We start from the raw sequence: 26,556 nt of genomic DNA, 5'->3' as shown, positions 1-26,556 counted from the left end.
CCATCATTTCAATTCAATTACATCATGTTTACAATATAACTCTGCCAAGCCACCCCGCCTTGCTCATGATCCGCTCCAGGAAACCGCCGCGCGACCCGCACGCGGCCGCGACCCGTCACCCGATGCTCGCCCCGAGCCTGCCCGCATGGCGTTCGAAATTCATCGTGTTCGTCACCTTCGCGGCCTTCGCGGCGCTCGCCGGACGCGCGTTCTGGGTTCAGGTCGCCAATCACGGCTTCTACGTGAAGCAGGGGCAAAAGCGCTACCAGCGCACGCTGGAGCTCGACGCCATGCGCGGGCGCATCGTCGATCGCAACGGCGCCCTGCTCGCCGTGAGCCTCGCGACCTTCGAAGTCTGGGCCAACCCCAAGGTGCTCGACGCCGCCGCGCACGCGCCGCTCGCGCGCCTGCTCGACATGCCGCTCGCGGAACTGGACCGGCGGCTCGCGGGCAACCGCAGCTTCGTGCTGCTCAAGCGTCAGGTGGATGCCGAAAGCGCCGCGCACATCGACGAAATGGCCACGGGCGGCATCACCCTCATCGCCGACTCCAAGCGCTACTACCCGGAAGGCGAATCGGCCGCGCACGTGGTCGGCTTCACCGACGTCGAAGACGCGGGCCAGGAAGGCGTGGAGCTCGCCGCGAACACGCGCCTGCGCGGCACACCGGGCCAGCGCGAAGTGATCCGCGACCGGCTCGGGCGCGTCGTCTCGGAGCCGAGCGAGCGCGTGCAGCCGCGCAACGGCGACACCGTGCAGCTCACCATCGACCGCCGCGTGCAACAGCTCGCCTATACGCAGCTCAAGGCGGCGGTCGCCAGGCACCATGCTGAAGCGGGCAGCGTTGTGGTGCTCGACGCGCACAACGGCGAAATCCTCGCGCTCGCGAACTGGCCGTCGTTCGATCCGAACGATCGCGCGCGGCTAACGGGCAAGCAGTTGCGCAACCGCGCCGTGGTCGACACGTTCGAGCCCGGCTCGACCATCAAGCCGGTGGTCGTCTCGCTCGCGATGGACCTGCGCAAGGTCAACGCCAACTCGATCATCGACACGTCGCCGGGCACGTACCGCATCGGCCCGGCGACGATCCACGACACCTCGAACCACGGCCGCATGACCGTGGCCGAGGCCATCCAGAAGTCGAGCAACATCGCGCTTGCGAAGCTGGCGCTGAATCTTCCCGCGCAAACCATCTGGGACAAGTATCAGGAGTACGGGCTCGGGCAGAAGCCCGGCGTCACGTTCCCGGGCGTGGCGCCGGGCCGTGTGCGGCCGTGGGCGCGCTGGCGGCCCATCGAGCAGGCGACGATGGCGTACGGCTACGGTCTTTCGACATCGCTCCTGCAAATGGCGCAGATCTATACGGCCTACGCGGGCGACGGCATGCTGCACCCGGTCACGCTGCTGCGCGATGCCCAGGGAAACACAGGCGCCGCCGCGGCCGCGCCGCGCGCGGTCACCACGCCGGCCACGGCCGCGGCCATGCGCAAGATGCTGGAAATGGCGACGAGCGAAGGCGGCACGGGCCGCGCGGCCAACGTGGACGGCTATCGCATAGGAGGGAAAACGGGCACCGCGCGCAAGCAGGTCGGCGCGGGATACGCGAAGAACCGCTATCGCGCGCTGTTCGTGGGCATGGCGCCGATGAGCGAGCCGCGCGTGATCGTGGCGGTGATGATCGACGACCCGGCGGGCAAGGCGTTCTATGGCGGGACCGTTGCAGGGCCGGTGTTTTCGGGCGTGACGGCCGGCACGCTACAGTTGCTCGGCGTGCCGCCGGACAGCGTTCAGGTTGTGGCCGATGGACGGGCCAAGGGCACTTGAACGCGCTGTTGGTGTCGCTTGCGCCTTTTGTGCGGCTCGCACGTTCTCTCAATCACTGAGCGGCGCGAGCCCACACGTCACCATGCGTCACCACACGGCACAAGCGATGCTTAATTGCTGCCGCCCGACACGGCGGCCGGCGCCCCCGCTTCGCCGTTCGCCGCAGGCGGCGCGCCATAACCCGATTGCGCAACCTGCCCCTGCTGCTGACGCTCCTGCGCAAGGCGCGCTTCCTTCGCGCGCTTTTCGGCGAGCAGACGCATGGCTCTTTGCGCGTCTTCCGGATACGTGACATCGTTCGCCGATGCCGGGTTATAGCCCACCGACTCCAGATCGACCAGCTCCTGCACGACCTGCGCGCGCGTGACCGGGCCATTGTTGTTGCTCACGGACTGGGCAAACGACATCGCCGGGACGATCGCCATCATCGAAACCAGCGCCGTGCGTACCATTGCGTTCTTCACTGTGCTCTCCATTCAGGACTCGCGGCCATGCGCCAGGCGAGTCGATGGGGAAAGTTTACGCAGCGAAGCGGCGCTAAAAAACGGGCGCAATCGGTAGGGACTCTTCTATTCCTCGCAAGATTGATAAGGACTTCTGCTGGCCCGTCCTGCACGGCAGCACGGCCGAGGGGCCGGGCACCTCAAATCTGGTCGCGGCCGAACGCGCGCAGGCCGTTGAGATCGAGCACATCCACGCGGTTGTACGAAAGCGCGACCAGGCCGTGGCGCTCGAGCGTCTGGAGCGCCTGATTGATCCGCTGCCGCGACGCGCCCGCCAGCATGCCGATCTCTTCCTGCGAGATGTCGAGCGCGTGGCCCGACTCGGGATAGAGATCGGGATTGAACATCTGCGCGAGCGACTGCGCAACGCGCGCGTCCACGTCGAGCAGACGGCTGTTCTGGATCAGCGCGATGAACTCGCCCATGCGGTTGTTGAGCTGATGGATCACGAAACGATTGAACGGCAGGCTGCAATCCATGAGCCGGTGGAACGTGTCGGCGGGCACCGCCATCACGAGCGACGGTTGCAGCGCGATCACGTCGTAGCGGCGCGGTTCGCGCTTGATGACGCTGCCCTCGCCGAACCAGCCGCCGTGCGGCACGCCCGAAAACGTGCAGCCGCGCCCCGAGGCGTTGAAGATCGCGAGCTTCACGAGCCCCTTGCTCACGCCGAGCCACCAGTCCGAGGGCGCCTCGCGCGCGGCGACGATCGCACCCGCCGCATAGCCTTGCGCATGCGAGGAAGCCAGCACCCACTCGCGATGCTCGGGCGCAAGCGCGCGAAACCAGGCGCAGCGCTCGAACAGCGCCGCAAGGCGCGGCGCGTTCGTGGCGTCGATACGCTCGCCCTCGCGCCACGCGTCGCGCAGGGTCGTGGGAGAGCCGGCCGGAGCGTGCTCGGGCCGGGCCCCGTGCGGGGGCATAATGGACTGCGACATCGCGCTTTCCTGGGTTAAATCAAGGGTTTCGCTCGGGATCGTTCGCGGCGGCCCGCTCTGTCGCGCCGGCGACAGACTGGCGCACGCGGTCCTGCTACGGTAGCGCGAATCATACCTATAAATGGATAACCGGCCGCCACGGCCCTGCGATCGTCTGGAGACACCGCCATGTTGCACCCGTACGAAGAAGGTCTCGCGCAACGCGAAGCCAATTATGTGCCGCTCACGCCCATCGACTTCATCGCCCGCGCCGCCGAGGTCTACGGCGACCGGCTCGCGATGGTCCACGGCGACGTGCGCCGCAACTGGCGCGAAACGTATGCGCGCACGCGGCGGCTCGCGAGCGCGCTCGCCCAGGCGGGCATCGGCCGCGGCGACACGGTCGCGGTGCTGCTGCCCAACATCCCCGCGATGGTCGAGGCGCATTTCGGCGTGCCCATGCTCGGCGCGGTGCTCAACACGCTCAATACGCGGCTCGATGTCGCGACGATGTTGTTCATGCTGCGTCACGGCGAGGCCAGGGCGCTGATCGTCGACACCGAATACGCGGCGCTCGCGCAGCGCGCGGCGCTGGAATTTCCGCAACTGAAGATCATCAGCGTGGCCGACGTCGCGCCCGCCGACCCCGAGTTCTTCCCGCGCGCAACCGATTACGAAACCTTCCTCGAACAGGGCGACCCCGAGTTCGCCTGGGCGCCGCCGCGCGACGAGTGGGACGCCATCGCGCTCAACTACACCTCGGGCACGACGGGCGACCCGAAGGGCGTGGTCTATCACCATCGCGGCGCGTACATGAACGCGGTGAGCAACATCCTCGAATGGGATCTGCCCAAGCACGCCGTCTACCTCTGGACGCTGCCGCTCTTTCACTGCAACGGCTGGTGCTTCGCGTGGACCATCGCCGCGCGCGCGGGCGTGAACGTCTGCCTGCGCAAGTTCGACGCGAAGCTCGTGTTCGACCTGATTCGCAACGAGCGCGTCACGCACTACTGCGGCGCGCCGATCGTGCAGGGTGCGCTCGCCGACGCGCCGGCGGAGTATCGCGAGGGCATCTCGCACACGGTGCGCACGATGGTGGCCGGCGCGCCGCCGCCGCCCGCCGTGATCGCGAAGATGAAGGTGATCGGCATCGAGCTCACGCACGTCTACGGCCTCACCGAGGTGTATGGCCCCGCCGCCGTGTGCGCGGTGCAGGAGCGCTGGAAGACGCTGCCCGACGAGGAGCAGGCGCGCCTCGCCGCGCGCCAGGGCGTGCGCTATCACCTGCAAAGCGGCGTGAGCGTGCGCAACGCCCAGACCATGGAGCCTGTGCCTGCCGACGGCGAAACGCTCGGCGAGATCATGTTCCGCGGCAACATCTGCATGAAGGGCTACCTGAAGAACGAGCGCGCGACCGAAGAGGCGTTCCGCGGCGGCTGGTTCCACACGGGCGACCTCGGCGTGATGACGCCCGACGGCTATGTGCGCATCACCGACCGCAGCAAGGACATCATCATTTCAGGCGGCGAGAACATCTCCAGCATCGAAGTCGAGGACACGCTGTATCGCCACCCGGCCGTGGCGCTCGCCGCCGTCGTGGCGATGCCCGACCCGAAGTGGGGCGAAGTGCCTTGCGCATTCGTCGAGCTGCGGCCCGGTGCGAGCGCGACCGCGGAGGAGATCATGGCGCACTGCCGCCTCTTCCTCGCGCACTACAAGGTGCCGCGCGCCGTGAGGTTCGGCGAGCTGCCGCGCACGGCCACGGGCAAGATCCAGAAGTATGAGTTGCGCACGCAGGTCGGCTCGCAAAGCGCCATCGACCTGAGCAGCGCGCAAACGCCGCCGAAACCGGCGCAGTAAGGCCGGCGAAAGGCCGTTGCGTGACGTGGCATGAACGCAGCGGCCTTGAATGCGCCTCGAATTGCACCTCGAATTGCGCCTCGATCGCCCCCGAATGTAACGCCAATTGACAACCCGACCCTCCCGGGCATGTGGACAACTGTCATGCGCCCCGTTTAATCCGTTCTCCATCAAGGGCCAACTGTCAGATCGGCCTCTTTCGTGTGACGGATGCTGTGAAACGAAAGCTTACAAGTGCTCACGTATTCCTTTCCTCACGGCCGATAAGCTTTGAACCGTGGTCGCAACACAAGGCACTCCGATGCCGCGTGACGACGAAACCGAAGAGGAGGTAACCACATGAATACGAAGAGCTGGAAGACCCCCGCCCGCGCTCTCGCTGCCGCGCTTATCGCAGGCGGCGCATTGCTGGGCGCGACGAGCGCCTTCGCGCAATCCTCGCCGTACGGGCTGCGCGCCAACTCGGCGCCGCAATATGGCGAGCCGCACATGATGCCGGTGGATGCGCGTATTTCGATCGGCTGGCACGACAACCGTTACTACGACGGCCACCGTTACTGGGAACACGACGAGTGGATGCATCACCATCCGCACGATCCGGGTCCCCCGCACTACCGTGACGACGACCGTCGTCCGCCGCCCCCGCCGCGTTACTGATCCGGGCGTGCTTCACATGTGACCCGCATGTGACCCACCTGTGATCGACAGGGCAAACAGGGCAACACCGAGGCCGGTCCTCCCCCACGGGGAGACCGGCCTCGGCGCATTTCCACGTCTTACTTCGCGCGCTTTCGATCCTTTCGCCAACTTCCTCAGCAATCCGAATCAAAATGGCGACAAGGCCCGCCACACGGCGTGTCCGGCGCAGCGGCGCCCGGCTCCGGCAGGCTTCGAAAGCCGGACGTCAGTAATCGCAGGTAATGTGCAAGCGTTGCCCGTGGCGCGTCGCGCGGGTAACGTTATTGGGCGTTTCGTTCCCCGGAGCGCACGGTGTATTCTCATTGCCCGGCCAGCGATGGCCGGGATTTTTTTGGGCGCGACGAAACGAATGCGCCCGTAAGTGCCGGGCAAACGATCGGCCCGAACCTGGTTTTTTTTCCGATTGCCGAGTCAATTTTGCGGACGTAAGGTGGTGTCGCCTCTTGAGAACAGGCGAGCCTTGTGACCCCCGGTCGTGAGATCTTGCGACCGGGGATTTTTTTGCCCCTGATTTGCGTGGGACCGCGGCGGTCTGCCGGGATTCGCGTATGCCGGAACGGCGCCGCGAGGGAATGCGAGGGGAGGAAGAGAAGGCGGAAAACATGACGGATCACCGAATGAGGAGTTCGGCGTCGCTCCAGCCAGAGCTAGATCCGTCATGTGATGCATTATCAGGCCTGGCAGACTGGGCGTCACTAGCATCTGACGCAAGAAACCGTTACGTAATTTGTGAGGATATGGGGACGGACGTCGAAGGCGCCCCGCCCGCATCGGTTAACATGACGGTTTCCCCCGGCGGCGCCGCGCGCCGAGCCGCCCCGCTTTGCCCACCGCGTCGCCCACTGTTTTGGCCACCTTTACGCTCGCCCACACTGTCAGCGCGGATCTGGAGATCCGCAAGAGCCGCTTCATCGCGCATGCGATTCCCGTCGCCGACCGCGAAGCGGCCATGGCCGAACTGCGCCGCCTGCGCGAAGAACACCCTGCCGCCACGCACGTCTGCTGGGCGCTGCTCGCGGGCGGCCAGTCGGGCATGTCCGACGACGGAGAACCCTCCGGCACCGCCGGACGCCCGATCCTCGAAGTGCTGCGCCATCACGACCTGGACGGCGTGCTCGCCGCCGTGGTGCGCTACTACGGCGGCGTGAAGCTCGGCGCGGGCGGCCTCGTGCGCGCCTACACCGACGCCATCGCGAGCGCCCTGCAAGGCGCCACGCGCATCGAGCGCATCGCGCAGGCGCGCCTCACCGTCGAAATGGGCTACCCCGACGAAACACGCGTGCGCCACTGGATCGAGCAGGCGCAGTTCACGCTCGTGGACAGCCAGTACACGATGACCGTGCGCCTCACGGTGCAGATGCCCGCCAGCAACGTGGAAAACGCGCGTGAGGAACTGCGCGACCTCACGCAGGGCCGCGCGGGCTTCCCCGAGCACGTGTGAAAGCGTCGAAAAGCAACTGAAAGCGGCGGCCGGCGCCATGTCGGCCAAACTTTTCAATTTCTTTTCGATTCTTACATAAAGTTTCATGAAAGCTTGCCGTAATGAAAGAAAGTCCACGCTTTAAGCGTGTCCTGTCGATCCGACGCACCAGAACGAACGGACTTCTTTCATGGCAAGCACGATCACGAACACCACAGCCAGCGCGAACAGCGTCCTGAGCGACGCCGCGCAATCGATCATCAGCGGGGCGACCAACTCCGCGCTCGACGTCAACCAGCTCGTCAAGGCGCTCGTCAACGCGAAGATGGCGGGACCGAGCGCCGCCCTCGCCGCGAGGCAAACGGCCAGCAACACGACGCTTTCGGCGTTCGGCACGCTCAAGTCGTCGCTCGCCTCGCTGCAAACCGCGCTCGAACCGTTCAAGGACGGCGCCGCGCTCCAGCGCTTCACGGTCACCGCCAGCGAAAAGGACAAAGGCCTGAGCGCCGTGGCCGGCAAGAGCGCCGTGGCCGGCAGCTACACGGTCGAGGTGGATCACCTCGCAACCGCCCACAAGCTCGCCTCCGACGGCTTCGACACGGGCGCGACGCTCGGCACGGGCGCGCTCGACATCTCGATGGGCGGCAAGTCGATGCACCTGACGATCGCTGCGGGCAGCAACAAGCTCTCCGACATCGCGGCGGCCATCAACCGCGCGGCGGACAATCCTGGCGTCACGGCCTCGATCGTGAACGGCACCGACGGCCAGCACCTCGTGCTCAGCTCGACCAAGACGGGCGCGGCCAATGCGATCGAAGTGAGCGCAGACGCGGGCCTCGACGCACGCCTTGGCTCCGCGCAGATGCGCGAAGTCGTGCCGGCCGGCGACGCCGAACTGCATATCGACGGCACCCGCGTGACGAGCGCGAGCAACACGCTCGAAGGCGTGGTGAGCGACCTCACGATCAAGCTCGAGAGCGCCTCGGTCGGAACGAAGCAGACGCTCACCATCGCGCCGGACATGACGGCGACGGGCACGGCCATCCGCGACTTCGTGAAGGCCTACAACAGCTACGTGGACGCAATGAGCGGGCTCACCTCGTTCACGGCCGGCACCGACTCGTCCAGCTCGCACTCGGGCGCGCTGCTCGGCGACTCGGTCGCGCGCATGCTCTCCGAGGCGCTGCCGGCCGTCATCGCGAACGGCGTGAAGGGCGGCGACGGCGTGCGCCATTCGCTGGGCGAGATCGGCATCAAGCTGGACAAGACCGGCAAGCTGGAGATCGACGACAAGACCTTCGACAAGGCGCTCCAGCCGGATAACCGCGCGATCGCCACGCTGTTCGGCAGCGGCGGCATCCCCGCGAAGCTCGATGCCGCCATCAAGCCTTATGTGCAGTCGAGCGGCATCATCGAGCGGCGCACCGACGCGCTCAACAAGGAACTCAACGACATCAAGCAGCAGTCGACCACGCTCGAAGCGCGCGCGGCGCTGCTCACCACCAAGTTCAATCGCCAGTTCACGGCGCTCAACACGCTCATGACGACGATGAACAACAACGCGCAATACCTCACGCAACTCTTCGGCGGCGCGAACAGCGCGGGCGCACTCGCGACCAACCACAAATAAGCCGTGTCGAAGACGTGAACCGGCGCGCCTGCACGAAACAGGCGCGCCGGTTTTACGTTGGCGTGGCGATGCGCGGGAATGAATGCCCGATCGATAATCGCAGGCAAAAAAAAGCCGCCGAACGCATCGGCGGCCAACAGGGGACGTGAAGAACAACCGCGAATCGAACTATCGAATCGACCCGACGCACCCATCATGGCGACGCAAAATTAAGCCAGACTTAAACGCGCGCAAAAAACGGTGAAGAATTCCGCGAAGACCGCGTTGGGCAGTGAAAGAACGCGCAATAATGGGCTCGCTATAATGAATTCGGGCTAGGTGCTCGCTGTATTGTGTTCGCGTGACCGCCTTTCCAGTTCTTTCCGTCCTTTACTCAACCCGGAAGAGCCACCATGTTTTTCGACAGACTGCATCGGTTTATAGAAGGCGCCGGTCCCGCGCGGCGCCATCGCGTATGGAGCAAGGTGCGCATCTTCGTTGCAGCCATGGGCACGCTCGGCTCCGCGGCAGGCATCGCCATCGCCGTGATCGGCCTCCTTAATTTCGATCACCGGAAGGTCATTACCGGCGTGGCCATCATCATTGTTTGCACGGTGATTTACGTCTCGATCCTCGTGCGCGACCGCAATCGCGTCGATTAGCGCGTCAAAGCGCCGACGCGCGGCGGCAAGCCGCGCATCGGCATCATGCGTTCATCGCTCGCCGGCCCTCGACTCACTCCACGCGCTGGCCGTTGCGCGTCACCTGGACAGCGGTCGCGCCCACATAGTCGGCGCGAATGCTGTCACCCACCTTGAGCGAACCGATCGGCACGTCCTGGGGCACGGCCACCACCACCGTGTGACGCGGCCCGCGCAACGTCACCTTGCGGTTCTTGTGGTCGATCTTCTGCACCGTGGCGACCACCTGAATGGCGCGCGCCTTGGCCACCACACCCTCCGAAGCCGGCGAGGTTGCCACCGTTTCGACACGCGAGCGTATGCCCTTCGTGCTCACCTTGTCGGCGCGCAGCAGCACTGCCTCCCGGTAGAGAATGTCCAGCTTGTCGCCGGGCGCGAGCTTGCTCACGTTGCCCACCGCCGGATCGACCGAGATCGTCTCCTGCTTGCCGTTATCGCCGCGCAGCGTGACCGCGTTGTTCGCCGCGTCGATACTCACCACCGTGGCCGTGCCCGAAATCTCCCCGACCTGTAGCAAGCCGCCCGGCGCGCTGGCAGGCGCGGCCTCCGATGCGGTTTGCGCATAAAGCGGCACGAGAGGCGAGGCACCAAAAGCGAGAACAAGAACGGCGCCGAGCAGCGGCGCGGACGTACGGTAACGCATGGACATGGACAGGCTCCTTCTCCGGATCGTGGATGACAACACAACGCAGGCGCGCGGCGCGCGCCTCATACGCCGTCCGCGCAAGCCGCTTCGGCTACGCAGCGTCGATAGTGGGCATACACGCGTTCGCGCTCGTCGCTCGCGAGCTGGCGCTTTTCGACCAGCCTCAGCATGCGATGGCGGTCCGCGCCAAGCGTCGCGTAGTAGCGCTCGGCATGCAGACGCCGCAAGCGCTGGTAGAAGTCCGGCCCGGGCAGACCCGAGTCGGTCGCGAGCAACGACGCATAGTCGGCTTCGCCCGGCTCGCACAACGCCGCCGCGGCCGTCTCCAGTTTTTCATAGCGCTCACGCAGCGGCACGTCGCCTTCAAAGAGTGCGTGAAACGCTCCATACGGCACCAGCGAGCGACGGCTCGCGGCGCGACGCAACAACCTGCTTACCCTTTCATCAATTTCTCTATGCATCCCCACGACCAGGAAATGGGCCGACGCCTATGCTGCACGGCGCTTGCAAAAGGCACGCACGCACATGGCGGCCCGGCAGGATTCAAGGAACCGTTTCATTTCGCAACGCGAAGCGAATCCGGCAATCGCCATTCGTTTCATTCCAATCCAATCCGCATTGAAATCAACCTGGAATGTTTGCGAAAAGTATTCTGCACAAAAAAATCATTTCGCTCCCTGAAATTGCACGGCCGACGAAAAACGTCCGACTATGGAGAGCGACGTCGAAATACGGGAAATGCTATCGGCGATACGCTAACAAACGTCTCAAGGCGCGCTTCGATATTTGATTTGCATTGTTTCGGCAACATTGGCGCCTATCGAAAGACCCATGATTACTCATACGAAACAATGCGCAATGCCCGGCCGCATCTTGCTCCGAGTAATTGAGTAAAAAAGTCAGGCTATTCGCCACAGATGGCGGAAACGACCGCATTGCAGCATCCGCGCGAAATGGCGGCCATCATTGTTGAGCAATCCGAGTCGGTTGTTTTTTCTCATTAGTTCAGGATTATCCACAAGTCAAGCAGACTATTTTTCCGCTGACTATACACATTCCCTACAAAAACAATTATTAATATCCGCTGCGGAACACCGAGGCGTTTCGCTATACGCGCCCTTCACCGGGCGTCGATTTCGCCGTCCGCCATGGCTTTCGCGTCACCGCACCCGGCGCGGGATTCATGGCAAGCGAGAAGACCCGCATGCAGGAAGAGGGTTACAGGTGCGGCACATCCGCAATGCCGCATGACCGGAATCTTTCGTCGACGAGTGAACACATGCTTACCCGAACCGAGAACCTGCCGAGCGTCGCGAGAAGAATGGCCGCCGGCCAGATGTTGATGGAAGGCGCGACCGTGAATAGCGTCGCCGACTCACTTCACCTTTCCGCCCAGACGGTGAGGCGCTACAAATCGATTGTCGAAGATGGCGGTCTCGCCGCGCTCAAGCAGATGAGCGTGGGCGGCCGGCCCTCGGTGCTCGACCAGGCCGCGCTGGGCTGGATCGCAACCGCCCTGCATGGCTCGGCGCGGGACCATGGCTTCCCGAGCGACGCATGGACCAACAGCCGCGTGCGCGAGCTGATCGGCCGCCAGTTCGGCGTGCACTATTCGCGCGTCTATACCTGGCAGATCGTCTCGAACCTCGGACTTGGCCACCGGCTGTCGAAATCGGCACGCTAAGCGGCATGCACCGGCACCGCACGCCCCGCGGCGCATAGCGGGCGCGCGGCAAGCCGGATTGCGTCAGCTCGCGGGCGCGTCGCGGCCTCGGGTTCCGGCTTCGGAATCCACCACCGGCTCCGCGCCCTCGTCGGTCCATTGTTGCGAGCGGACCTGATTGCGGCCGGCATCCTTGGCCTCGTAGAGCAGGCGGTCGGCTTCGGCAAGCAGCTTCGCCCCGCTGCCGCCGACCGGCGGATTGCAGCTCGCGCACCCCACGCTGACCGTCACGCACCCGTGGTGCGTACCGTTCAGCGTGAGATTCGCCGACTCGATGCGTTGGCGGATCTTCTCCGCAATGCGCGTTGCGGCCTCGAGCGCCGTACCCGGCAGCACCACCGCGAACTCCTCGCCGCCAAAGCGCGCGGCGAGATCCGTCGCGCGCCTCGAACCGGCCGCGATGCGCCCGGCCGTGAAGGTCAGCACCTCGTCGCCGGCGCTGTGTCCGTAGGTGTCGTTGAAAAGCTTGAAGTTATCGATGTCGAAAAACAGCACGGAAAGCGGCGTGCCGTCGCGCACCGCGTGCTGCCATTCCTCCACGAGGCGCCGGTCCAGCGCACGCCGGTTCGCCAGTCCCGTGAGCGGGTCGGTCACGGCGAGGCGCAGCAACTCGCTCTCGGCCACGACCTTGTCGCGCAGCGCGAACGCGAGCACCCAGGACACCGCGACCCACGCGCCGCCGAACACCGTCGTCATGACCAGCGCGATGTAGCTGCGCCGCCGCCAGCCCGCGAGCACGTCCGCCACGGCAGGCGCCACGACGACGATGAGCGGCGCGTTTTTCACATGCGCATAGGTGAAGATGCGCTCCACGCCGTCGAGCGCCGAATGGGCCGTGAAGGAGCCCGCGTCGTGGTGCGAAAAAATCGCGTAATTCGGTAGATCGCCATAATTCGCCCCCGCACCGCGCAGCGAGGCGGGCTTGCTCGCGAGCAGCGTGCGGTCGTGCATCATGATGAACAGACGTCCGCCCTGCCCGACGTCGATCCGCTCCAGGAGCTGCTGGAAATAATCGAGGCGCACGCCGAGCAGCGCCACGCCCGCGAAGGAGCCGTCGGGCGCGTTGATGCGGCGCGAAAGACCGATGCTGGGTATGCCGCCGCGCAAGCGCGAGCGGTACGGCTGAGAAAAATAGAGGCCTGCCTGCGGGTCGCGTTGCTGCGCGATGAAGTAATCGCGATCGGCGAACGAAAGACCCGCCGCCCCGGCTCGCACGAGCGCGTTCTGCGACGCCCTCACGTGGCCCGTGGCGTCGATCACATAGGCGCCGCCCAGGTTCGACGCCGCCGTCGCGCGGTCGAACAGCACGCGCTGGCGCAGCGCCTCGGGCATGAGCCAGGTTTGCGGCTGCTGCGCCGCCATGACCACGGCCTGTAGCGACAGGTCGTAAATCTCCATGTTGCGCGCGATGTCGTTGCTGATGAGCTGCACGAGGTTGCGCGAGTTCTCGGCCGCGTGGCGCAGTTCTTCGGCGCGGCCCTCGTAGAGCGCCGCGTAGGTCAGGATCGCCATCACCGTCGCGACGAGCGTGCCCGAGAGCGCCGCGAAGAACGGATAGTGACCGATCAGGCGCGTCGCCCGCTTCGCCTGCGCGTGCGCCCATCGACGCACCCGAAGATGCGGCGAAAGAAACCCTCGTGGCATCTGCGCAATCCTCCGTCAGTCGGCGGGCCGCGTTGCAAGGCCCGAATCCGGCCACCGAAATTCAGCGTTTGCCTCACACGCCGCAGGGTGGGCTACGGCGATTTATAGGGCATGGCTGGCACAAATCCGTCATCAAACCGAAACCTGCGCGGTTCACGATCGAAGGCGAAACCTCTGCCTTCCCTCCATCCCCCAGGAGCGTGCCCGTCATGCCAGATCTTTCCCTGTCACCCCAACCGGGCGCCGCCCAGGCGCGTGGGCGCAATGCGAGCCTGCTCGCCTTCCTCATTGTCATCGCGGCAGGCGCCGTGTACGTGGGAATGCATCTCGCCGACGACCTCTCGCCGGTGCGCGAAAGCTCCGCGCTGCCCTGGCTTCTGCTTGGCATCGCGCTCTTGATCGCGCTCGGCTTCGAATTCGTGAACGGCTTCCACGATACCGCGAATGCGGTTGCGACCGTCATCTATACGCACTCGCTTTCGCCCAACATCGCCGTGATCTGGTCGGGTGCGTGGAATTTTCTCGGCGTGCTCACGTCCACCGGCGCGGTGGCCTTCGGCATCCTGCAACTGCTGCCCGTCGAGCTGATTCTCCAGGTGGGCAGCAGCGCGGGCTTCGCCATGGTGTTCGCCCTGCTGATCGCCGCGATCATCTGGAATCTGGGGACCTGGTACTTCGGCCTGCCTTCGTCGAGCTCGCACACGCTGATCGGCTCGATCATCGGCGTGGGTCTCATGAACCAGCTCATGCACGGCGCGAATGGCGCTACGGGCACGAGCGGCGTGGACTGGAGCCAGGCGCTCGGCGTGGGCAAGTCGCTGCTGTTTTCGCCGATCGTGGGCTTCCTGCTGGCGGGGCTGCTGCTGCTCATCCTCAAGGCCGTCGTGCGCGTCCCCGCGCTCTATTCGGAGCCGAAGGGCAAGGAGCCGCCGCCGTTCTGGATCCGCGCGCTGCTGATCCTCACCTGCACGGGCGTCTCGTTCGCGCACGGCTCCAACGACGGCCAGAAAGGCATGGGCCTCATCATGCTGATCCTGATCGGCACGGTGCCCACCGCCTACGCGCTGAACCGCGCCGTGACGGCCGAGCAAACGCAGACCTTCGTCGCCGTCGCGCACGACGCCACGCGCGCGTTGGAGCGCTACACGAACGGCGTGGCCGCGCCCGCCGATTCGCGCGCCGAGGTGCAGCGCTTCATCGGCTCGCGCAGCCTCTCCAGCACGACAGTGCCCGCGCTCGCCGCGCTCTCGAACCAGGTGGCCGACCAGGTGCACGGCTACGGCTCGCTCGCGGCGGTGCCGCAATCGGTCGTCGACAACGTGCGCAACAACATGTACGTGATCTCCGAGGCGATCCGCCTGATCGACAAGCAAAAGGCGGTGGCCTTCTCAGCCGACGATGCGAAGTCCATCGATAACTTCCGCGGCCAGATCGACCACGCGACGAAGTTCATTCCGACGTGGGTGAAGGTGGCCGTCGCGATCGCGCTCGGCCTCGGCACGATGGTGGGCTGGAAGCGCATCGTGGTGACAGTGGGCGAGCGCATCGGCAAGCAGCACCTGAGCTATGGCCAGGGCGGCTGCGCCGAGGTCGTGGCGATGGTGACGATCGGCGCGGCCGACGTGTACGGCCTGCCGGTTTCGACGACGCACGTGCTCTCCTCGGGCGTGGCGGGCACGATGGCCGCGAACGGCTCGGGCCTGCAATGGAACACGGTGCGCAGCCTGGTAATGGCCTGGGTGCTGACGCTGCCCGCCTCGATCGTGCTGGCCGGGGCGCTTTATTGGGTGTTCAAGCACCTGTTTTGAGCGCGAACGGACGAGAAAAAAGCCGCGCTCCCGTGAGGGAGCGCGGCTTTTTTGCATTAGGCGTTTGGGTTCAGACGATCGATATCTTCAACGTTTTGCCGCACGCCTGCGCGTATTTGCGCAATGTGTCGATAGAAGGCGAGTGCTCGCCCGAGGCAAGCGCGCGTTCGAGCCGCGTTACCGCCGGCGCTTTTGTACCCATGCGCTCGGCCACCTGCGCCTGGCTGAGTCCCGCCTTGTGGCGGGCGGCCAGCATCTGGTCGAGCAGCGCAAATTCTTCCCGGTTCAACCGGTCGTATTCCGCCCGCGCCTCGGGATCAGCGAGAACTCGCTCGCGCATTTCCCTAAAGGTTCCCACTCTTGACCTCCTCGTGCCGCTTACGCGCAATGTCCAGTTCCTTGCGCGGCGTGTGCTGCGTCTTTTTCACAATGCAGTGAAGCATCACGACACGACGATCCACGATTGCGCAGTAGAACACCCTCGCGATGCCTTCCGCCCCTTTGAGCCCAAGTTCGAACTAGCCGTCACCCATCGCTTTGGTGTGCGGCTCTCCAAGGTTCGGCCCGTGCTGCTCCATACGTTCGGCAAGCGCCACGAAGCGCACCGCGAGCATTTTCGGCAGCGCATAGATGCTGCGTTCGACACGTTCGCTGTAGAAGTCGATCCGGTATCCCATGGCGATTATAGTAACAAATATGTTACTGCGCCACGGGCATCCCAGAATCGCCGCGTTTGTCCTCGATCAGGTCAAAATCAGGTCAAAGGCGGCCACCCGCTCAATAAATCTCCGGAATGACGATCTCGTCCGGCACCGGCTGGCGAATATAGTCGGGATGATGCACGCGCGCGGGCAGCGTCACCTGCGGGTGCTCGATCTCGTGATACGGCACCTGGCTCAGCAGATGGTGAATGCAGTTCAGGCGCGCGCGCTTCTTGTCCACGCCCTGCACCACCCACCACGGCGCTTCGGGAATGTGCGAGCGTTGCAGCATCACTTCCTTCACGTGCGTATACGCTTCCCAGCGGCGGCGGCTTTCGAGGTCCATCGGCGAGAGCTTCCACTGCTTGAGCGGGTCGTCGATACGGCTCTGGAAGCGCACTTCCTGCTCGTCGTCGGTGATCGAGAACCAGTACTTGACGATCTGGATGCCGCTTCGCACCAGCATCTTTTCGAACTCGGGCACCGAGCGGAAGAATTCCTCATATTCGTCGTCGGTACAGAAGTTCATCACGCGCTCCACGCCCGCGCGGTTGTACCAGCTCCGGTCGAACAGCACCATTTCGCCGCCCGCCGGCAAATGCTGCACATAGCGCTGGAAATACCACTGCGTGCGCTCGCGGTTGTTCGGCGCGGGCAGCGCCGCCACGCGGCACATGCGCGGGTTCAGGCGCTGCGTGATGCGCTTGATGACGCCGCCCTTGCCCGCCGCGTCGCGCCCTTCGAAGATCACGATGAGCCGGTGCCCCGTGCTCACGATCCAGTCCTGCAACTTCACGAGCTCGCCCTGCAAGCGGATCAGCTCGCGGAAATAGACGCGGCGCAGCGCGCGCGCCTCGTCGGTGAGATGCAGGCCGCTCTCCTGCAACCGGTCGTCCACCTCCATTTCGAGCTCTTCGTCGTAGGCGTCGATGAGCTCCTCGTCGAGACGGCGGCGGCGATGCAGCTCGGCCTCCCGCTGTTCGGCGTCCTGCGGTTCGTCGGCCCGTTGTTCGGCGTCGCGCACTTGCGCGTCCGCCTGGCGGTCGAGTTCATTCATGGCGACTTCTCTCCTGGTTCGATCAGCTGGCATCCCGTGTCGCGCCGCCTTGCGCCTTGCAGCTCGCGCAGGCGGACGCGGCCTCGCGCCACTATCGGCGCGCCGAGTGTCACGAATATTTCAAATGCATCACAACCGCTCACGCGAGCGGTCTGGCGAAGCTCAACTCGTGGCCGTCGGGGTCGAGGAGATGAAAATAGCGCTCGCCCCAGGGCGCGTCGCGCGGCGCGAATTCGGGCGTCGCCCCGGCCGCCAGTGCGTGCGCGTAGAACGCGTCCACGTCGGCGACGTAGAGAATCACGCGGCCCCAGCCGCCCACCGCCCCGTGCGGTCCCTCCAGCAAGTTCAGATAGCAGGCGCCCGCCGCGCCCGCGAGTTCGAATGACGCAAAGCCCGGCACCGCCGGCCCGGCCTTGTGCACGAAGCCGAGCGCCTCATAGAAGGGCGCGGAGCGCGCGATGTCGCTGACAGTCAGCGTCACGGCACTCAACGATACGATCTGCGCGGCGCGCTCGTTCATGGTTGCCTCCCGCGGTATGGCCCGCTGTTATCTCTCGTCGCCTGGCGACCGGTTCCGACGACTTTAGCAGCGTTCGCACGCGCCGGGCGGCAAGGGCGTCTGCGCTCAGGTCTGCGCTGAGGTCTGTGCTCAGGCCTGCCCGTCCGGCGCGCGGCGGCGCGTGCGCGCCGCGCCTGCCGCCTTGCCCGCGCCCGCGCCGCGCTTTTGCGCACTCGCGCCGGAGCCGCCCTGCGCGCTTTTCCCGCGCCGCGCGGCCCCGGCGGGCGCACCTTGCGCGCCGCCGCCCCAAACCGGGGCGCTCGTTTTGACAGCACTGGTCGGACCACTTTCCGGCCAGCCGATCTCATCGCCAACCCGCGTGCGCACGAAGTCGATATGCGTCTGCATCGCCGTGCGCGCCTCCTCGGGACGCCGCGCGACGATCGCGTCGCACAGCGTGCGATGCTGCTGGAGCAGCAGATCCGGCGCGTCCTCGTTCTGCACGCGCAGCCCCGTGCCGTTGATCGTGATGTGCTCGCGCAGCACGCCCAGCACGCTCGTATGCAGGTGCAGGAACATGGCGTTGTGCGAGGCCTGCGCGATCACCTCGTGCAGCTTCGCGTCGGCGTCGGCCTCCGCTGCCTTGTCGTCCACTTCGCGCGTGCGCTCCAGTTCCAGCATCAGCGCCCGGATGCGCGCGAGGTCGTCGTCGCTTGCGCGCAGCGCCGCGAAATACGCGGTCGCGCCTTCCAGCACGCGGCGAAACTCCAGGATGTCGTCGCGCAAGGCCGGGTGATCGGACACGAGCTGCCCCCAGGGCGACGCGAAGCCCGTGCGCAACTGGTCGGTGACGAACACGCCCGCGCCCGGCCGGCTCTGCACGAGGCCGCGCGCGGCGAGCCGCTGGATCGCCTCGCGCACCGTATTGCGCGCCACCTCGTATTGCTGCGCGAGCACGCGCTCGGAGGGCAGCTTCGCGCCCGCGCGCCAGGTGCCGTCGAGCAGCGACGTCTCCATCTGCCGCATCACGGTTTCCACGCGCCCGCGCGTGAGCGCCCTGTCCCTCATTGCCATCCCCGAGTCTCGTTGTGATGTGCGGCATGTGCGGCGAGCGGTCCAACCAGTTTGAACCACTTGCCCGAACCGGGAATTATGCGCCCAAACCAGCGCACCACGCGGCACAACGATATCCAGCGAGACATGAATCCACGGCACTACTCCACCGGCCAGGCAACGCCAGCGCGGCCCACCGACGTCTATCTGTTCGCCACCTGCCTCGTCGACCTGTTCGTGCCGCAAGCCGGCCTCGACGCGGTGAAGCTGCTCGAACGCGAAGGGCTCACGGTCCACTTCCCGCGCGGCCAGAGCTGCTGCGGTCAGCCCGCGTACAGCAGCGGAAACCCGCGCCAGGCGCGCGAAGTCGCGCTCGCGCAGCTCGACCTGTTCGACAAGCCCTGGCCCGTGATCGTGCCTTCCGGGTCGTGCGCGGGCATGATGCGTCACCACTGGCCCGCCCTGTTCGAAGGCGACGCGCAAAACGCGGCGCGCGCAAGCGAACTGTCGGAGCGCATCTATGAGCTGACCGAATTTTTCGTGCGCGTGCTGAAGGTGGATTTCGGCGCGTATGGCAGTCCTGCGCAACCCGAAGAACGCGTCGTGCTGCACACCTCGTGCGGCGCGCGGCGCGAGATGGGCACACGCGTGCACGGCGTGGAAGCCGTGGACGCCCTGCCGGGCGTCACGCGCATCGAGCACGAGCGCGAGTCCGAATGCTGCGGCTTTGGCGGCACGTTCTCGCTCAAGCACCCCGACATTTCCGGCGCGATGGTCGCCGACAAGATCGCCTCCGCCTGCGCGACGGGCTGCGAGCGGCTCGTTTCCGCCGATTGCGGCTGCCTCCTCAACATCGGCCACGCGGCCGCGCACAAGGGCGCGCCGCTCGCCGTAGAGCACCTCGCGTCGTTCCTGTGGCGCCGCACCGGCGGAGACACCGCATGAGCCTCGATACGATGAGCGCGCGTGCGCGCATGCTCGGGCGCTTGCGCGGCCATGCCCCCGCCGCGCCCGCCACGCCGGTCGAAGCGCTCGATGCGCGCATCGACGCGCATTTCGCTGAACGCCGTGCCCACGCGCCGCTCGCGTTGAACGAAAGCCTCGCGCAGTTCGAACGCATGCTCGAAGCTGCGCACGCCGAAGTGATCCGCGCGAGCGCCGCAACGTGGGCCGCCGATCTCGCGCAGCGGCTCGAAGCCGCGGGCGTGCGCCGCCTGCTGCTCGACCCCGCAAGCACCGAGGGCCAGGCGCTCGCCGCAGCGCTTCCCGCCGCCGTGCAGGCGCGCGGCTACGCGCAGCCCATCGAGCAATGGAAAAGCGAGTTGTTCGACACGATCGACGCGGGCTTCACGGTCGCGCGCTCGGGCCTCGCGGCCACGGGCACGCTGGTGGTCGTGCCCGACGCGAACGCCCCGCGCACGGTTTCGCTCGTGCCGCCGCTGCACGTCGCGCTGATCCACGCGCGTACGCTGCACGCCGACCTGCATGCGGCCGTGGCCGCGGAGCGCTGGCGCGACGGCATGCCCACGAATCTCGTGATGATCTCGGGGCCCTCGAAGACCTCGGATATCCAGCAGACCACGGCGTACGGCGCGCACGGCCCGCGTGCGCTGTGGGTTGTCGTCGTGACCGACGACGACGACGCAACGAACGCAACGAACGCATCGAACAAGCCCACCGAAGCGCAGGAAACCGCCCAATGAGCACGACCACGCAGACGCCCAGCGCGACGGCCCAGGAAAGCGCGCTCCACTTCGTGCCGACGGCCGAATTCCGCCAGCGCGCACGCACGGCGCTCGACGATCCGCAATTGCGCAAGAGCTTTCGCGGCGCGATGGACTTCCTGCAAGGCAAGCGCGCCGCGCAGTTCCCCGAAGCGGACGAACTCGAAGCGCTGCGCGACCTCGGCGAAGCCGTGCGCCAGCACGCGCTCGCCCGCCTGCCCGAACTGCTCGAACAACTGGAAACGAAGCTGCGCGCCAACGGCGTCCAGGTGCACTGGGCCGAGACCGCCGACGAGGCGAACCGCATCGTCCACGCCATCGCGCAGCGGCACGCCGCCACGCGCGTGATCAAGGGCAAGTCGATGGCGAGCGAGGAAATCGAGCTCAACCATTACCTCGCGGAACGCGGCGTCAACTGCATCGAATCGGACATGGGCGAGTACATCGTCCAGCTCGCGGGCGAAAAGCCCTCGCACATTGTGATGCCCGCCATCCACAAGACGAAGGGCGACATCGGGCATCTGTTCGAAGCACATATTCCGGACACACCCTTTACCGAAGACGTCGACACGCTCATTCAAACGGGCCGCCGCGCGCTGCGCCGCGCCTTCGTGGACGCGCAGATCGGCCTCTCGGGCGTGAACTTCGCCGCCGCCGACACGGGCACGCTGTGGCTCGTGGAAAACGAGGGCAACGGCCGCCTGTCCACCACGGTGCCCGACGTGCACGTCGCGATCATGGGCATGGAAAAGGTGGTGGCGAAGCTCGAACACATCGTGCCGCTTTCGAGCCTGCTCACGCGCTCGGCCACGGGCCAGCCGATCACGACGTATTTCAACCTGATCAGCAGCCCGCGCCGCGAAGGCGAAAAAGACGGTCCGCGCGAAGTGCATCTCGTGCTGCTCGACAACGGCCGCAGCCAGGCCTACGCCGACGAGCAACTGCGCGCCACGCTGCAATGCATCCGCTGCGGCGCATGCATGAACCATTGCCCGGTGTACACGCGCATTGGCGGGCACGCTTACGGCACAACGTACCCGGGCCCGATCGGCAAGATCATTTCGCCGCATCTGCTCGGGCTCGACGCCACCGCCGATCTGCCCACGGCTTCGAGCCTGTGCGGCGCGTGCGGCGAAGTGTGCCCCGTGCGCATTCCGATTCCGCAACTGCTCGTGCGCCTGCGCACCGAAGCGAACCGCGACCCCGAGGAAAGCGTGGCGCATCCGCTGCGCGGCCAGGGCGCGAATCACAGCCGCAGCGAGCAGTTCATCTGGCGCTTCTGGAGCGGCGCGTTCGCGCACCCGCGCGCGTACCGCGCGCTGCGCTGGGCCGTCACGCGCCTGCGCGGACTCGCGCCCTCGCAGCAAATGGGCTGGACACAGCACCGCGTGCCGCTCAAGCCCGCGCCGCGCAGCCTGCACGACCTGCTGCGCGAGCGCAACCAGCCGCAATAGCGCAATCGCGCTCAAGTCATCAGGCATGCGAAATAACCAGCAAAGCGTGTCTGACGGCTTCACATAAATTTTCTACCCGCATCATCGGAGGAGACCGTAGTGCAACCCTGGCATCAGATCTACACCCCACTCGGCAGTCTGTGGCTATCCGCGCTCGTGGCCGCCGTTCCCATCCTGTTCTTCTTCGTCGCGCTCGCCGGACTGCGCATGAAGGGCCACGTAGCCGCCGCGATCACGCTGTTGCTCGCGCTCGCCGTGGCGATCTTCGAATACGGCATGCCCGTGCGCCAGGCGCTCGTCTCGGCGGGCTTCGGCTTTGCCTACGGCATCTGGCCCATCGCGTGGATCATCGTCACCGCGGTGTTTCTCTACAAGATCGTCGTGAAGACGGGGCAGTTCGAAGTCATCCGCGCCTCCGTGCTCTCGATCACCGACGACCAGCGCCTGCAACTGCTGCTCATCGGCTTCTCGTTCGGCGCGTTCCTGGAAGGCGCGGCGGGCTTCGGCGCGCCGGTGGCGATCACGTCGGCGCTGCTGGTCGGCCTCGGCTTCGAGCCGCTTTACGCCGCGGGCCTGTGCCTGATCGCCAATACGGCGCCGGTCGCGTTCGGCGCGATGGGCATTCCCATCATCGTGGCGGGCCAGGTGACGGGCATCGACCCGTTCCTGATCGGCGCGATGGCGGGCCGCCAGTTGCCGCTGCTCTCGCTCTTTGTGCCGTTCTGGCTCGTGTTCATCATGGACGGCAAGCGCGGCGTGAAGGAAACGTGGCCCGCCGCGCTCGTCGCGGGCGGCAGCTTCGCGGTGACGCAGTACTTCACGTCGAACCACATCGGGCCCGAACTGCCGGACATCACCTCGGCGCTCGTGAGCCTCGTCGCGCTCGCCGCGTTCCTCAAGGTGTGGCAGCCGCGTCGCGCCGCGCAAGGTGCGAACGTGCAAATGAGCGGCGGCGCCGCCACGCTCGGCGGCTTCGGCGGCGGTGCGGGCGGTTCAGGCGGCGCGCGCATGGGCGCTTCGAGCCGCCAGGCTTCGCCGTACAGCATCGGCCAGACCGTGCGCGCATGGTCGCCGTTCATGCTGCTCACGGCCATCGTGACCGTGTGGAGCATCAAGCCGTTCAAGGCGCTCTTCGCGGCCAAGGGGCCGCTCGCGGGCACCATCCTGAGCCTGCACGTGCCGGGCCTCGACCAGCTCGTCGTGCGCACCGCGCCGATCGTCGCCTCGCCCAAGCCATATGAGGCCGTGTTCAAGCTCGACTGGCTTTCCGCCGTGGGCACCGCGATCATGATCACCGCGATCATTTCCGCGATCCTGCTGCGCATGAAGCCGCGCGCCGCCGTGACCGCGTTCTTCGAAACGCTCGGCGAACTGCGCCGCCCCGTGCTCTCGATTGGCCTCGTGCTCGCCTTCGCGTTCGTGGCGAATTACTCGGGCATGTCGTCGACGCTCGCCCTCGCGCTTGCAGGCACCGGCGCCGCGTTCCCGTTCTTCTCGCCGTTCCTTGGCTGGCTCGGCGTGTTCCTCACGGGCTCCGATACGTCGTCGAACGCGCTGTTCTGCTCGTTGCAGCACACCACGGCGCACCAGATCAACGTGTCGGACACGCTGCTCGTCGCGGCCAACACCTCCGGCGGCGTAAGCGGCAAGATGATCTCGCCGCAATCGATCGCCGTGGCATGCGCGGCAACCGGACTCGTCGGCAAAGAGTCGGCGCTGTTCCGCTTCACCGTGCGCCACAGCCTGTTCTTCGCGGCTGTCGTGGGCCTGGTGACGCTGATCCAGGCTTACGTGCTTACCGGCATGATCCCGCAGTAACGGCGCGCAGTAGCGTTGTAATCGCTGTCGCAGCACGCAAGGCCGTTGCCCGCTCCACGCAGGCAACGGCCTTTTTGCATGGGCAGCGAAAACACGAAATCCCGCTGCTTTAAGGGACTTTTAAGCCGCGCTGCCTACGCTGGATTCGTCCGGAACGCACTCGCGCGCGAAAACGCGGCGCAGGCCGGACCCGATAAACGAATCGATGGAGGTCGACAATGAAAGCACGCTCAACTCCGTGGATCGGCGCGGCACTCGCGCTCGCCGTCATGATCGGCGCGCCCGGCGCGTGGGCGGCCACTCCAGCCACTCCGGCCAGTAGCGCGGCAAGCGCGACAGGCAGCGTCGGCGTCCTGCCGCCCGCCCAGCACAAGGGCGACATCGCGTATGTGTCCGGCGGCATCGGCAGCGACCAGTCGGGGGCGTTCAAGGCGGCGATGCACCAGTACCCGCTCTCGCTGGAATTCGCGCGGCAATCGGCTGACGGCAACGAATACCTCGCGAACGTGCCCGTGAAAATCGCCGACATGCACGGCACGCCGCTCCTTTCCACGCGCACGCGCGGCCCGTTCATGCTCGTGTCGATTCCCGACGGCCGTTACGTCGTGAGCGCGAGCCACGGCGGCAACACCGAACGGCGCACTGTCGACATCGGCAAGACCACGCGCGCTCACGAAACCTTCGTCTGGCCGATGTGACGGCCGCAGCGCCACGTCTTTGCGGCGGTTGCGTTGCGTGCGCAACGGTTTTACGCGGCGCATAGCGCCGCACGTCACTCACCTGCGAGGCGAGACACACGCCTCGCACGCCTACCATCTTTCACCGCTTCGTCATTGCGCAGCGCACCTGGCCGTCACGACTTTTCCGGTTGTGCCAGGATCGATCGGTAACCGGGCCATATCGTGACATCACATGGCACTGCCGGCCCGGATTCGATGCGCGACGCATTCCGCGGTTCGCGCGTCGCACGCCTGCCGCGAACCCGAGATGACGACGACGCAACACGCCCCCCGCACGCGCGCACCGTTCCCGTGCGCAACCGATCCTGCCGCGCGCCTTGCTGCGTCCTCGCGCCACATACCCCCGCAATCCGCTTGCGCCGCGCGCCTGGATGCCGGTCATCCATCCCGCGCTTTCTCGACTGAGGGCGTCACTGCGCCGCAGTCCACGGCACTTGTCGCACCCGACTCCGTCACACATATGGCTGAGCCGGCCAGCGGCCGCCCTGCTTCGTGCAGCGCGCGCTAACGCGCCGGCGTCCGCACGCGGCCTTTCTTTTGCGGCTTTTTTTGCGCTTGCGCGCCCGCACGCCGCACACATCGAGCGAAACGCCCGTCGTTGCGGCAGCCGTTTTACACCACGCCCGCCAAGAGGAGAGCTTTGCCATGATCCACCGCCCCGACTTCGCCGCCCTCACCGCGCGTCGACTGCCTCTGGCGGTGCTCGTCGCCCTGCTGGCGGGCTGCGTTTCGCTCGCGCCGCCCTATGAGCCGCCGCCCATGCCCGTGCCGGCAACCTTCCCCGACGCGAGCGGCAACCCCGCCACCGGCGGCGAACATACCGCCAACGCGGCCTTGATCGGCTGGCAGGACTATTTCACCGATCCCACGCTGCAAACGCTCATTGCCGACGCGCTCGACTACAACCGCGATCTCCGGCTCGCAATCCAGCGCGTGGACGAAGCGCGCGCCATGTACGGCATTCGCCGCGCCGACCAGTTTCCGACCATCGGCGTGGAGGCCGATCTGGCGCGCGCACGCGTGCCCGCAGACCTCTCGGGCGTGGGGCGGTCCGTCACCGGAAACCAGTTTCAGGTGGGCGTGGGCCTCGCAAGCTGGGAACTGGACTTCTGGGGCCGCGTAGCGAACCTCAAGGAAGCGGCGCTGCAAAACTATCTCGCGAGCGACGCGGCGCGCCAGGCCGTCACGCTCACCGTGATCGAGCAGGTCGCCAACAGCTACCTGAGCCTGCGCGAACTCGACGAGCGCATCATGCTCATGAACGAGACCATCGCGAGCCGCGAAAAGTCTTACCGCATCTTCAAGCGCCGCTACGAAGTGGGCTCGACGTCCAGGCTCGATCTCAAGCAGGTCGAAACATTGTGGCGTCAGGCCGTCGCCCTTGGCGCACAGCTTCAGCAGCAGCGCGCCACGCGCGTGAACGCGTTGCAGGTGCTCGTGGGCAAGCCGGTCGAACTGCCGCACGAAGACATCCGGCTCGACGACAACGCCGTGATGGCCGACCTCCCGCCAGGCCTGCCCTCCGACCTGCTCGTGAACCGCCCCGACATCGTCGCCGCCGAATTCCAGCTACGCGCGGCCAACGCCAACATCGGCGCGGCGCGCGCCGAGTTCTTCCCGAAGATCACGTTGACAGGCTCGTTCGGCACCGCCAGCGCGCAGCTCGACAGTCTCTTTACAGGGCCGAGCCGCGCGTGGAGCTTCGGGCCGACCGTCTCGCTGCCCATCTTCGACATGGGCCGCCGCGAGGCGAATCTCGACGCCACGAAGGCGCAGCGCGACCAGGCCGTGACGTCGTATGAACTGGCCGTGCAATCGGCATTCCGCGACGTGGCCGACGCCATCGCCGCGCGCCAGTGGCTGGCCGAACAGGTCGATGCGCTGCGCGCGACCGAAAAGGCCCAGGCCGAGCGCGCGCGCCTCGCGCAAATGCGCTACGACCATGGCGCCTCGCCGTTCCTCGAAGTGCTCGACGCGCAGCGCGACCTGCTCGCCGCGCAGCAGCAGCTCGTGGAAACGCGCCGCGCGCTGCTTTCCAGCCGCGTCGCGCTCTATTCGGCGTTGGGCGGCAGCGGCTTCAGGAACGATGTCGCCACGCCTTCGGCCACTCCCGTCAACCCCGCCGCGCCCGCCGCCGGCGTACAGAATCCATCCTGA

At 66.2% G+C, this 26,556-nt stretch carries 24 protein-coding genes and 1 pseudogene; 14 read left to right on the top strand and 11 right to left on the bottom strand.

The genetic code is table 11. The features are described 5' to 3' along the window. Nucleotides 1–65: 65 nt before the first annotated feature. Nucleotides 66–1,823, top strand: a complete 1,758-nt coding sequence (locus tag C7401_RS09205; protein ID WP_112171055.1) for a peptidoglycan D,D-transpeptidase FtsI family protein — start codon at nucleotides 66–68, stop codon at nucleotides 1,821–1,823. A 110-nt stretch (nucleotides 1,824–1,933) separates the two neighbouring features. Here C7401_RS09205 and C7401_RS09200 read toward each other — a convergent pair whose 3' ends face one another. Beyond that, a complete protein-coding gene (locus C7401_RS09200) occupies nucleotides 1,934–2,287 on the bottom strand; it encodes a DUF4148 domain-containing protein (protein WP_224038374.1) in 354 nt (117 codons plus the stop codon). Between the two features lie 179 nt (nucleotides 2,288–2,466). Then, nucleotides 2,467–3,264 carry a Crp/Fnr family transcriptional regulator gene (locus C7401_RS09195; RefSeq protein WP_181565529.1) on the bottom strand — a complete coding sequence of 266 codons (798 nt, stop codon included), beginning with the start codon at nucleotides 3,262–3,264 and terminating at the stop codon, nucleotides 2,467–2,469. 168 nt (nucleotides 3,265–3,432) lie between these two features. Here C7401_RS09195 and C7401_RS09190 point away from each other — a divergent pair, with 168 nt between their 5' ends. From C7401_RS09190 to C7401_RS09170, 5 genes are all read left to right on the top strand, one after another. Beyond that, on the top strand, nucleotides 3,433–5,103 hold the full coding sequence (locus C7401_RS09190; RefSeq protein WP_112171053.1) for an acyl-CoA synthetase: 1,671 nt from the start codon (nucleotides 3,433–3,435) through the stop codon (nucleotides 5,101–5,103). A gap of 339 nt (nucleotides 5,104–5,442) precedes the next feature. Continuing rightward, complete coding sequence (locus C7401_RS09185; protein WP_112171052.1) at nucleotides 5,443–5,760, top strand: hypothetical protein; 318 nt, start codon at nucleotides 5,443–5,445, stop codon at nucleotides 5,758–5,760. An 889-nt stretch (nucleotides 5,761–6,649) separates the two neighbouring features. Then, nucleotides 6,650–7,243 carry an IMPACT family protein gene (locus tag C7401_RS09180; RefSeq protein ID WP_112171051.1) on the top strand — a complete coding sequence of 198 codons (594 nt, stop codon included), beginning with the start codon at nucleotides 6,650–6,652 and terminating at the stop codon, nucleotides 7,241–7,243. 169 nt (nucleotides 7,244–7,412) lie between these two features. Then, a complete protein-coding gene (fliD, locus tag C7401_RS09175) occupies nucleotides 7,413–8,852 on the top strand; it encodes a flagellar filament capping protein FliD (RefSeq protein WP_112171050.1) in 1,440 nt (479 codons plus the stop codon). A gap of 392 nt (nucleotides 8,853–9,244) precedes the next feature. Further along, nucleotides 9,245–9,493 carry a DUF2964 family protein gene (locus tag C7401_RS09170; protein WP_112171049.1) on the top strand — a complete coding sequence of 83 codons (249 nt, stop codon included), beginning with the start codon at nucleotides 9,245–9,247 and terminating at the stop codon, nucleotides 9,491–9,493. Between the two features lie 73 nt (nucleotides 9,494–9,566). Here the strand turns inward: C7401_RS09170 and C7401_RS09165 are convergent, their stop codons facing one another. Together C7401_RS09165 and C7401_RS09160 are read right to left on the bottom strand one after the other, a co-directional pair. After that, entirely contained in the window at nucleotides 9,567–10,181 is a 615-nt protein-coding gene (locus C7401_RS09165; RefSeq protein ID WP_112171048.1) for a hypothetical protein, read from the bottom strand. 59 nt (nucleotides 10,182–10,240) lie between these two features. Beyond that, nucleotides 10,241–10,606 carry a hypothetical protein gene (locus C7401_RS09160; protein ID WP_112171047.1) on the bottom strand — a complete coding sequence of 122 codons (366 nt, stop codon included), beginning with the start codon at nucleotides 10,604–10,606 and terminating at the stop codon, nucleotides 10,241–10,243. 851 nt (nucleotides 10,607–11,457) lie between these two features. Here C7401_RS09160 and C7401_RS09155 point away from each other — a divergent pair. Then, complete coding sequence (locus tag C7401_RS09155) at nucleotides 11,458–11,862, top strand: helix-turn-helix domain-containing protein (protein ID WP_112171129.1); 405 nt, start codon at nucleotides 11,458–11,460, stop codon at nucleotides 11,860–11,862. A gap of 63 nt (nucleotides 11,863–11,925) precedes the next feature. Here C7401_RS09155 and C7401_RS09150 read toward each other — a convergent pair whose 3' ends face one another. Beyond that, nucleotides 11,926–13,545 (bottom strand): GGDEF domain-containing protein, encoded by a 1,620-nt coding sequence (locus C7401_RS09150; protein WP_112171046.1) that lies wholly within the window; start codon nucleotides 13,543–13,545, stop codon nucleotides 11,926–11,928. A 209-nt stretch (nucleotides 13,546–13,754) separates the two neighbouring features. Here C7401_RS09150 and C7401_RS09145 point away from each other — a divergent pair, with 209 nt between their 5' ends. Continuing rightward, nucleotides 13,755–15,353 carry an inorganic phosphate transporter gene (locus C7401_RS09145; protein ID WP_112171045.1) on the top strand — a complete coding sequence of 533 codons (1,599 nt, stop codon included), beginning with the start codon at nucleotides 13,755–13,757 and terminating at the stop codon, nucleotides 15,351–15,353. A gap of 70 nt (nucleotides 15,354–15,423) precedes the next feature. Here the strand turns inward: C7401_RS09145 and C7401_RS09140 are convergent, their stop codons facing one another. The 6 genes and pseudogenes from C7401_RS09140 to C7401_RS09120 all read right to left on the bottom strand — a co-directional run. Next, nucleotides 15,424–15,693, bottom strand: a complete 270-nt coding sequence (locus C7401_RS09140) for a helix-turn-helix domain-containing protein (RefSeq protein WP_372460308.1) — start codon at nucleotides 15,691–15,693, stop codon at nucleotides 15,424–15,426. 4 nt (nucleotides 15,694–15,697) lie between these two features. Next, nucleotides 15,698–15,814: a type II toxin-antitoxin system RelE/ParE family toxin gene (locus C7401_RS45510; protein ID WP_244315042.1), complete on the bottom strand. Its 117-nt coding sequence runs from the start codon at nucleotides 15,812–15,814 to the stop codon at nucleotides 15,698–15,700. Nucleotides 15,815–15,871: 57 nt separating this feature from the next. Further along, a complete protein-coding gene (locus C7401_RS45505) occupies nucleotides 15,872–16,030 on the bottom strand; it encodes a type II toxin-antitoxin system RelE/ParE family toxin (protein ID WP_244315043.1) in 159 nt (52 codons plus the stop codon). Between the two features lie 100 nt (nucleotides 16,031–16,130). Beyond that, nucleotides 16,131–17,078, bottom strand: coding sequence for a polyphosphate kinase 2 (gene ppk2, locus C7401_RS09130; RefSeq protein WP_372460312.1), 948 nt, complete (start codon nucleotides 17,076–17,078; stop codon nucleotides 16,131–16,133). A 172-nt stretch (nucleotides 17,079–17,250) separates the two neighbouring features. Next, a complete protein-coding gene (locus C7401_RS09125; RefSeq protein ID WP_112171042.1) occupies nucleotides 17,251–17,631 on the bottom strand; it encodes a VOC family protein in 381 nt (126 codons plus the stop codon). Nucleotides 17,632–17,982: 351 nt separating this feature from the next. After that, nucleotides 17,983–18,636 (bottom strand): annotated as a pseudogene (locus tag C7401_RS09120) (FadR/GntR family transcriptional regulator); the annotation flags it as partial. Between the two features lie 174 nt (nucleotides 18,637–18,810). Between C7401_RS09120 and C7401_RS09115 the strand changes: the two are divergent. The 6 genes from C7401_RS09115 (at nucleotide 18,811) to C7401_RS09090 (ending at nucleotide 26,556) form a co-directional block, all read left to right on the top strand. Continuing rightward, nucleotides 18,811–19,608: a (Fe-S)-binding protein gene (locus tag C7401_RS09115; RefSeq protein WP_112171041.1), complete on the top strand. Its 798-nt coding sequence runs from the start codon at nucleotides 18,811–18,813 to the stop codon at nucleotides 19,606–19,608. Beyond that, nucleotides 19,605–20,366, top strand: a complete 762-nt coding sequence (locus tag C7401_RS09110) for a LutC/YkgG family protein (protein ID WP_258396944.1) — start codon at nucleotides 19,605–19,607, stop codon at nucleotides 20,364–20,366. The genes C7401_RS09115 and C7401_RS09110 overlap by 4 nt, the downstream gene beginning before the upstream one ends. Beyond that, nucleotides 20,363–21,841, top strand: coding sequence for a LutB/LldF family L-lactate oxidation iron-sulfur protein (locus tag C7401_RS09105; protein WP_112171040.1), 1,479 nt, complete (start codon nucleotides 20,363–20,365; stop codon nucleotides 21,839–21,841). Before C7401_RS09110 ends, C7401_RS09105 begins: the two co-directional genes overlap by 4 nt. A gap of 99 nt (nucleotides 21,842–21,940) precedes the next feature. After that, nucleotides 21,941–23,659, top strand: coding sequence for a lactate permease LctP family transporter (locus tag C7401_RS09100; RefSeq protein WP_112171039.1), 1,719 nt, complete (start codon nucleotides 21,941–21,943; stop codon nucleotides 23,657–23,659). 218 nt (nucleotides 23,660–23,877) lie between these two features. After that, the gene (locus C7401_RS09095) at nucleotides 23,878–24,357 is read left to right on the top strand and encodes a carboxypeptidase regulatory-like domain-containing protein (RefSeq protein ID WP_165842101.1); all 480 of its coding nucleotides are present in this window, start codon (nucleotides 23,878–23,880) and stop codon (nucleotides 24,355–24,357) included. A 687-nt stretch (nucleotides 24,358–25,044) separates the two neighbouring features. Further along, nucleotides 25,045–26,556 carry an efflux transporter outer membrane subunit gene (locus tag C7401_RS09090; protein WP_112171038.1) on the top strand — a complete coding sequence of 504 codons (1,512 nt, stop codon included), beginning with the start codon at nucleotides 25,045–25,047 and terminating at the stop codon, nucleotides 26,554–26,556.

This window comes from Paraburkholderia unamae (genome assembly GCF_003268775.1).
Taxonomy (GTDB): domain Bacteria; phylum Pseudomonadota; class Gammaproteobacteria; order Burkholderiales; family Burkholderiaceae; genus Paraburkholderia; species Paraburkholderia unamae.
Note: the sequence above shows the minus strand (reverse complement) of the source record. Positions and strands in the feature narration are given on the sequence as shown.

What these genes read in the sequence shown, in the direction of transcription:
- C7401_RS09205 (WP_112171055.1), top strand. Translation starts at nt 66, where the DNA reads ATGATCCGCTCCAGGAAACCGCCGCGCGACCCGCACGCGGCCGCGACC.
- C7401_RS09195 (WP_181565529.1), bottom strand. Translation starts at nt 3,264, where the DNA reads ATGTCGCAGTCCATTATGCCCCCGCACGGGGCCCGGCCCGAGCACGCT.
- C7401_RS09190 (WP_112171053.1), top strand. Translation starts at nt 3,433, where the DNA reads ATGTTGCACCCGTACGAAGAAGGTCTCGCGCAACGCGAAGCCAATTAT.
- C7401_RS09185 (WP_112171052.1), top strand. Translation starts at nt 5,443, where the DNA reads ATGAATACGAAGAGCTGGAAGACCCCCGCCCGCGCTCTCGCTGCCGCG.
- fliD (WP_112171050.1), top strand. Translation starts at nt 7,413, where the DNA reads ATGGCAAGCACGATCACGAACACCACAGCCAGCGCGAACAGCGTCCTG.
- C7401_RS09170 (WP_112171049.1), top strand. Translation starts at nt 9,245, where the DNA reads ATGTTTTTCGACAGACTGCATCGGTTTATAGAAGGCGCCGGTCCCGCG.
- C7401_RS09165 (WP_112171048.1), bottom strand. Translation starts at nt 10,181, where the DNA reads ATGTCCATGCGTTACCGTACGTCCGCGCCGCTGCTCGGCGCCGTTCTT.
- C7401_RS09155 (WP_112171129.1), top strand. Translation starts at nt 11,458, where the DNA reads ATGCTTACCCGAACCGAGAACCTGCCGAGCGTCGCGAGAAGAATGGCC.
- C7401_RS09150 (WP_112171046.1), bottom strand. Translation starts at nt 13,545, where the DNA reads ATGCCACGAGGGTTTCTTTCGCCGCATCTTCGGGTGCGTCGATGGGCG.
- C7401_RS09145 (WP_112171045.1), top strand. Translation starts at nt 13,755, where the DNA reads ATGCCAGATCTTTCCCTGTCACCCCAACCGGGCGCCGCCCAGGCGCGT.
- C7401_RS09140 (WP_372460308.1), bottom strand. Translation starts at nt 15,693, where the DNA reads ATGCGCGAGCGAGTTCTCGCTGATCCCGAGGCGCGGGCGGAATACGAC.
- C7401_RS45505 (WP_244315043.1), bottom strand. Translation starts at nt 16,030, where the DNA reads ATGGGATACCGGATCGACTTCTACAGCGAACGTGTCGAACGCAGCATC.
- C7401_RS09125 (WP_112171042.1), bottom strand. Translation starts at nt 17,631, where the DNA reads ATGAACGAGCGCGCCGCGCAGATCGTATCGTTGAGTGCCGTGACGCTG.
- C7401_RS09115 (WP_112171041.1), top strand. Translation starts at nt 18,811, where the DNA reads ATGAATCCACGGCACTACTCCACCGGCCAGGCAACGCCAGCGCGGCCC.
- C7401_RS09110 (WP_258396944.1), top strand. Translation starts at nt 19,605, where the DNA reads ATGAGCCTCGATACGATGAGCGCGCGTGCGCGCATGCTCGGGCGCTTG.
- C7401_RS09105 (WP_112171040.1), top strand. Translation starts at nt 20,363, where the DNA reads ATGAGCACGACCACGCAGACGCCCAGCGCGACGGCCCAGGAAAGCGCG.
- C7401_RS09095 (WP_165842101.1), top strand. Translation starts at nt 23,878, where the DNA reads ATGAAAGCACGCTCAACTCCGTGGATCGGCGCGGCACTCGCGCTCGCC.
- C7401_RS09090 (WP_112171038.1), top strand. Translation starts at nt 25,045, where the DNA reads ATGATCCACCGCCCCGACTTCGCCGCCCTCACCGCGCGTCGACTGCCT.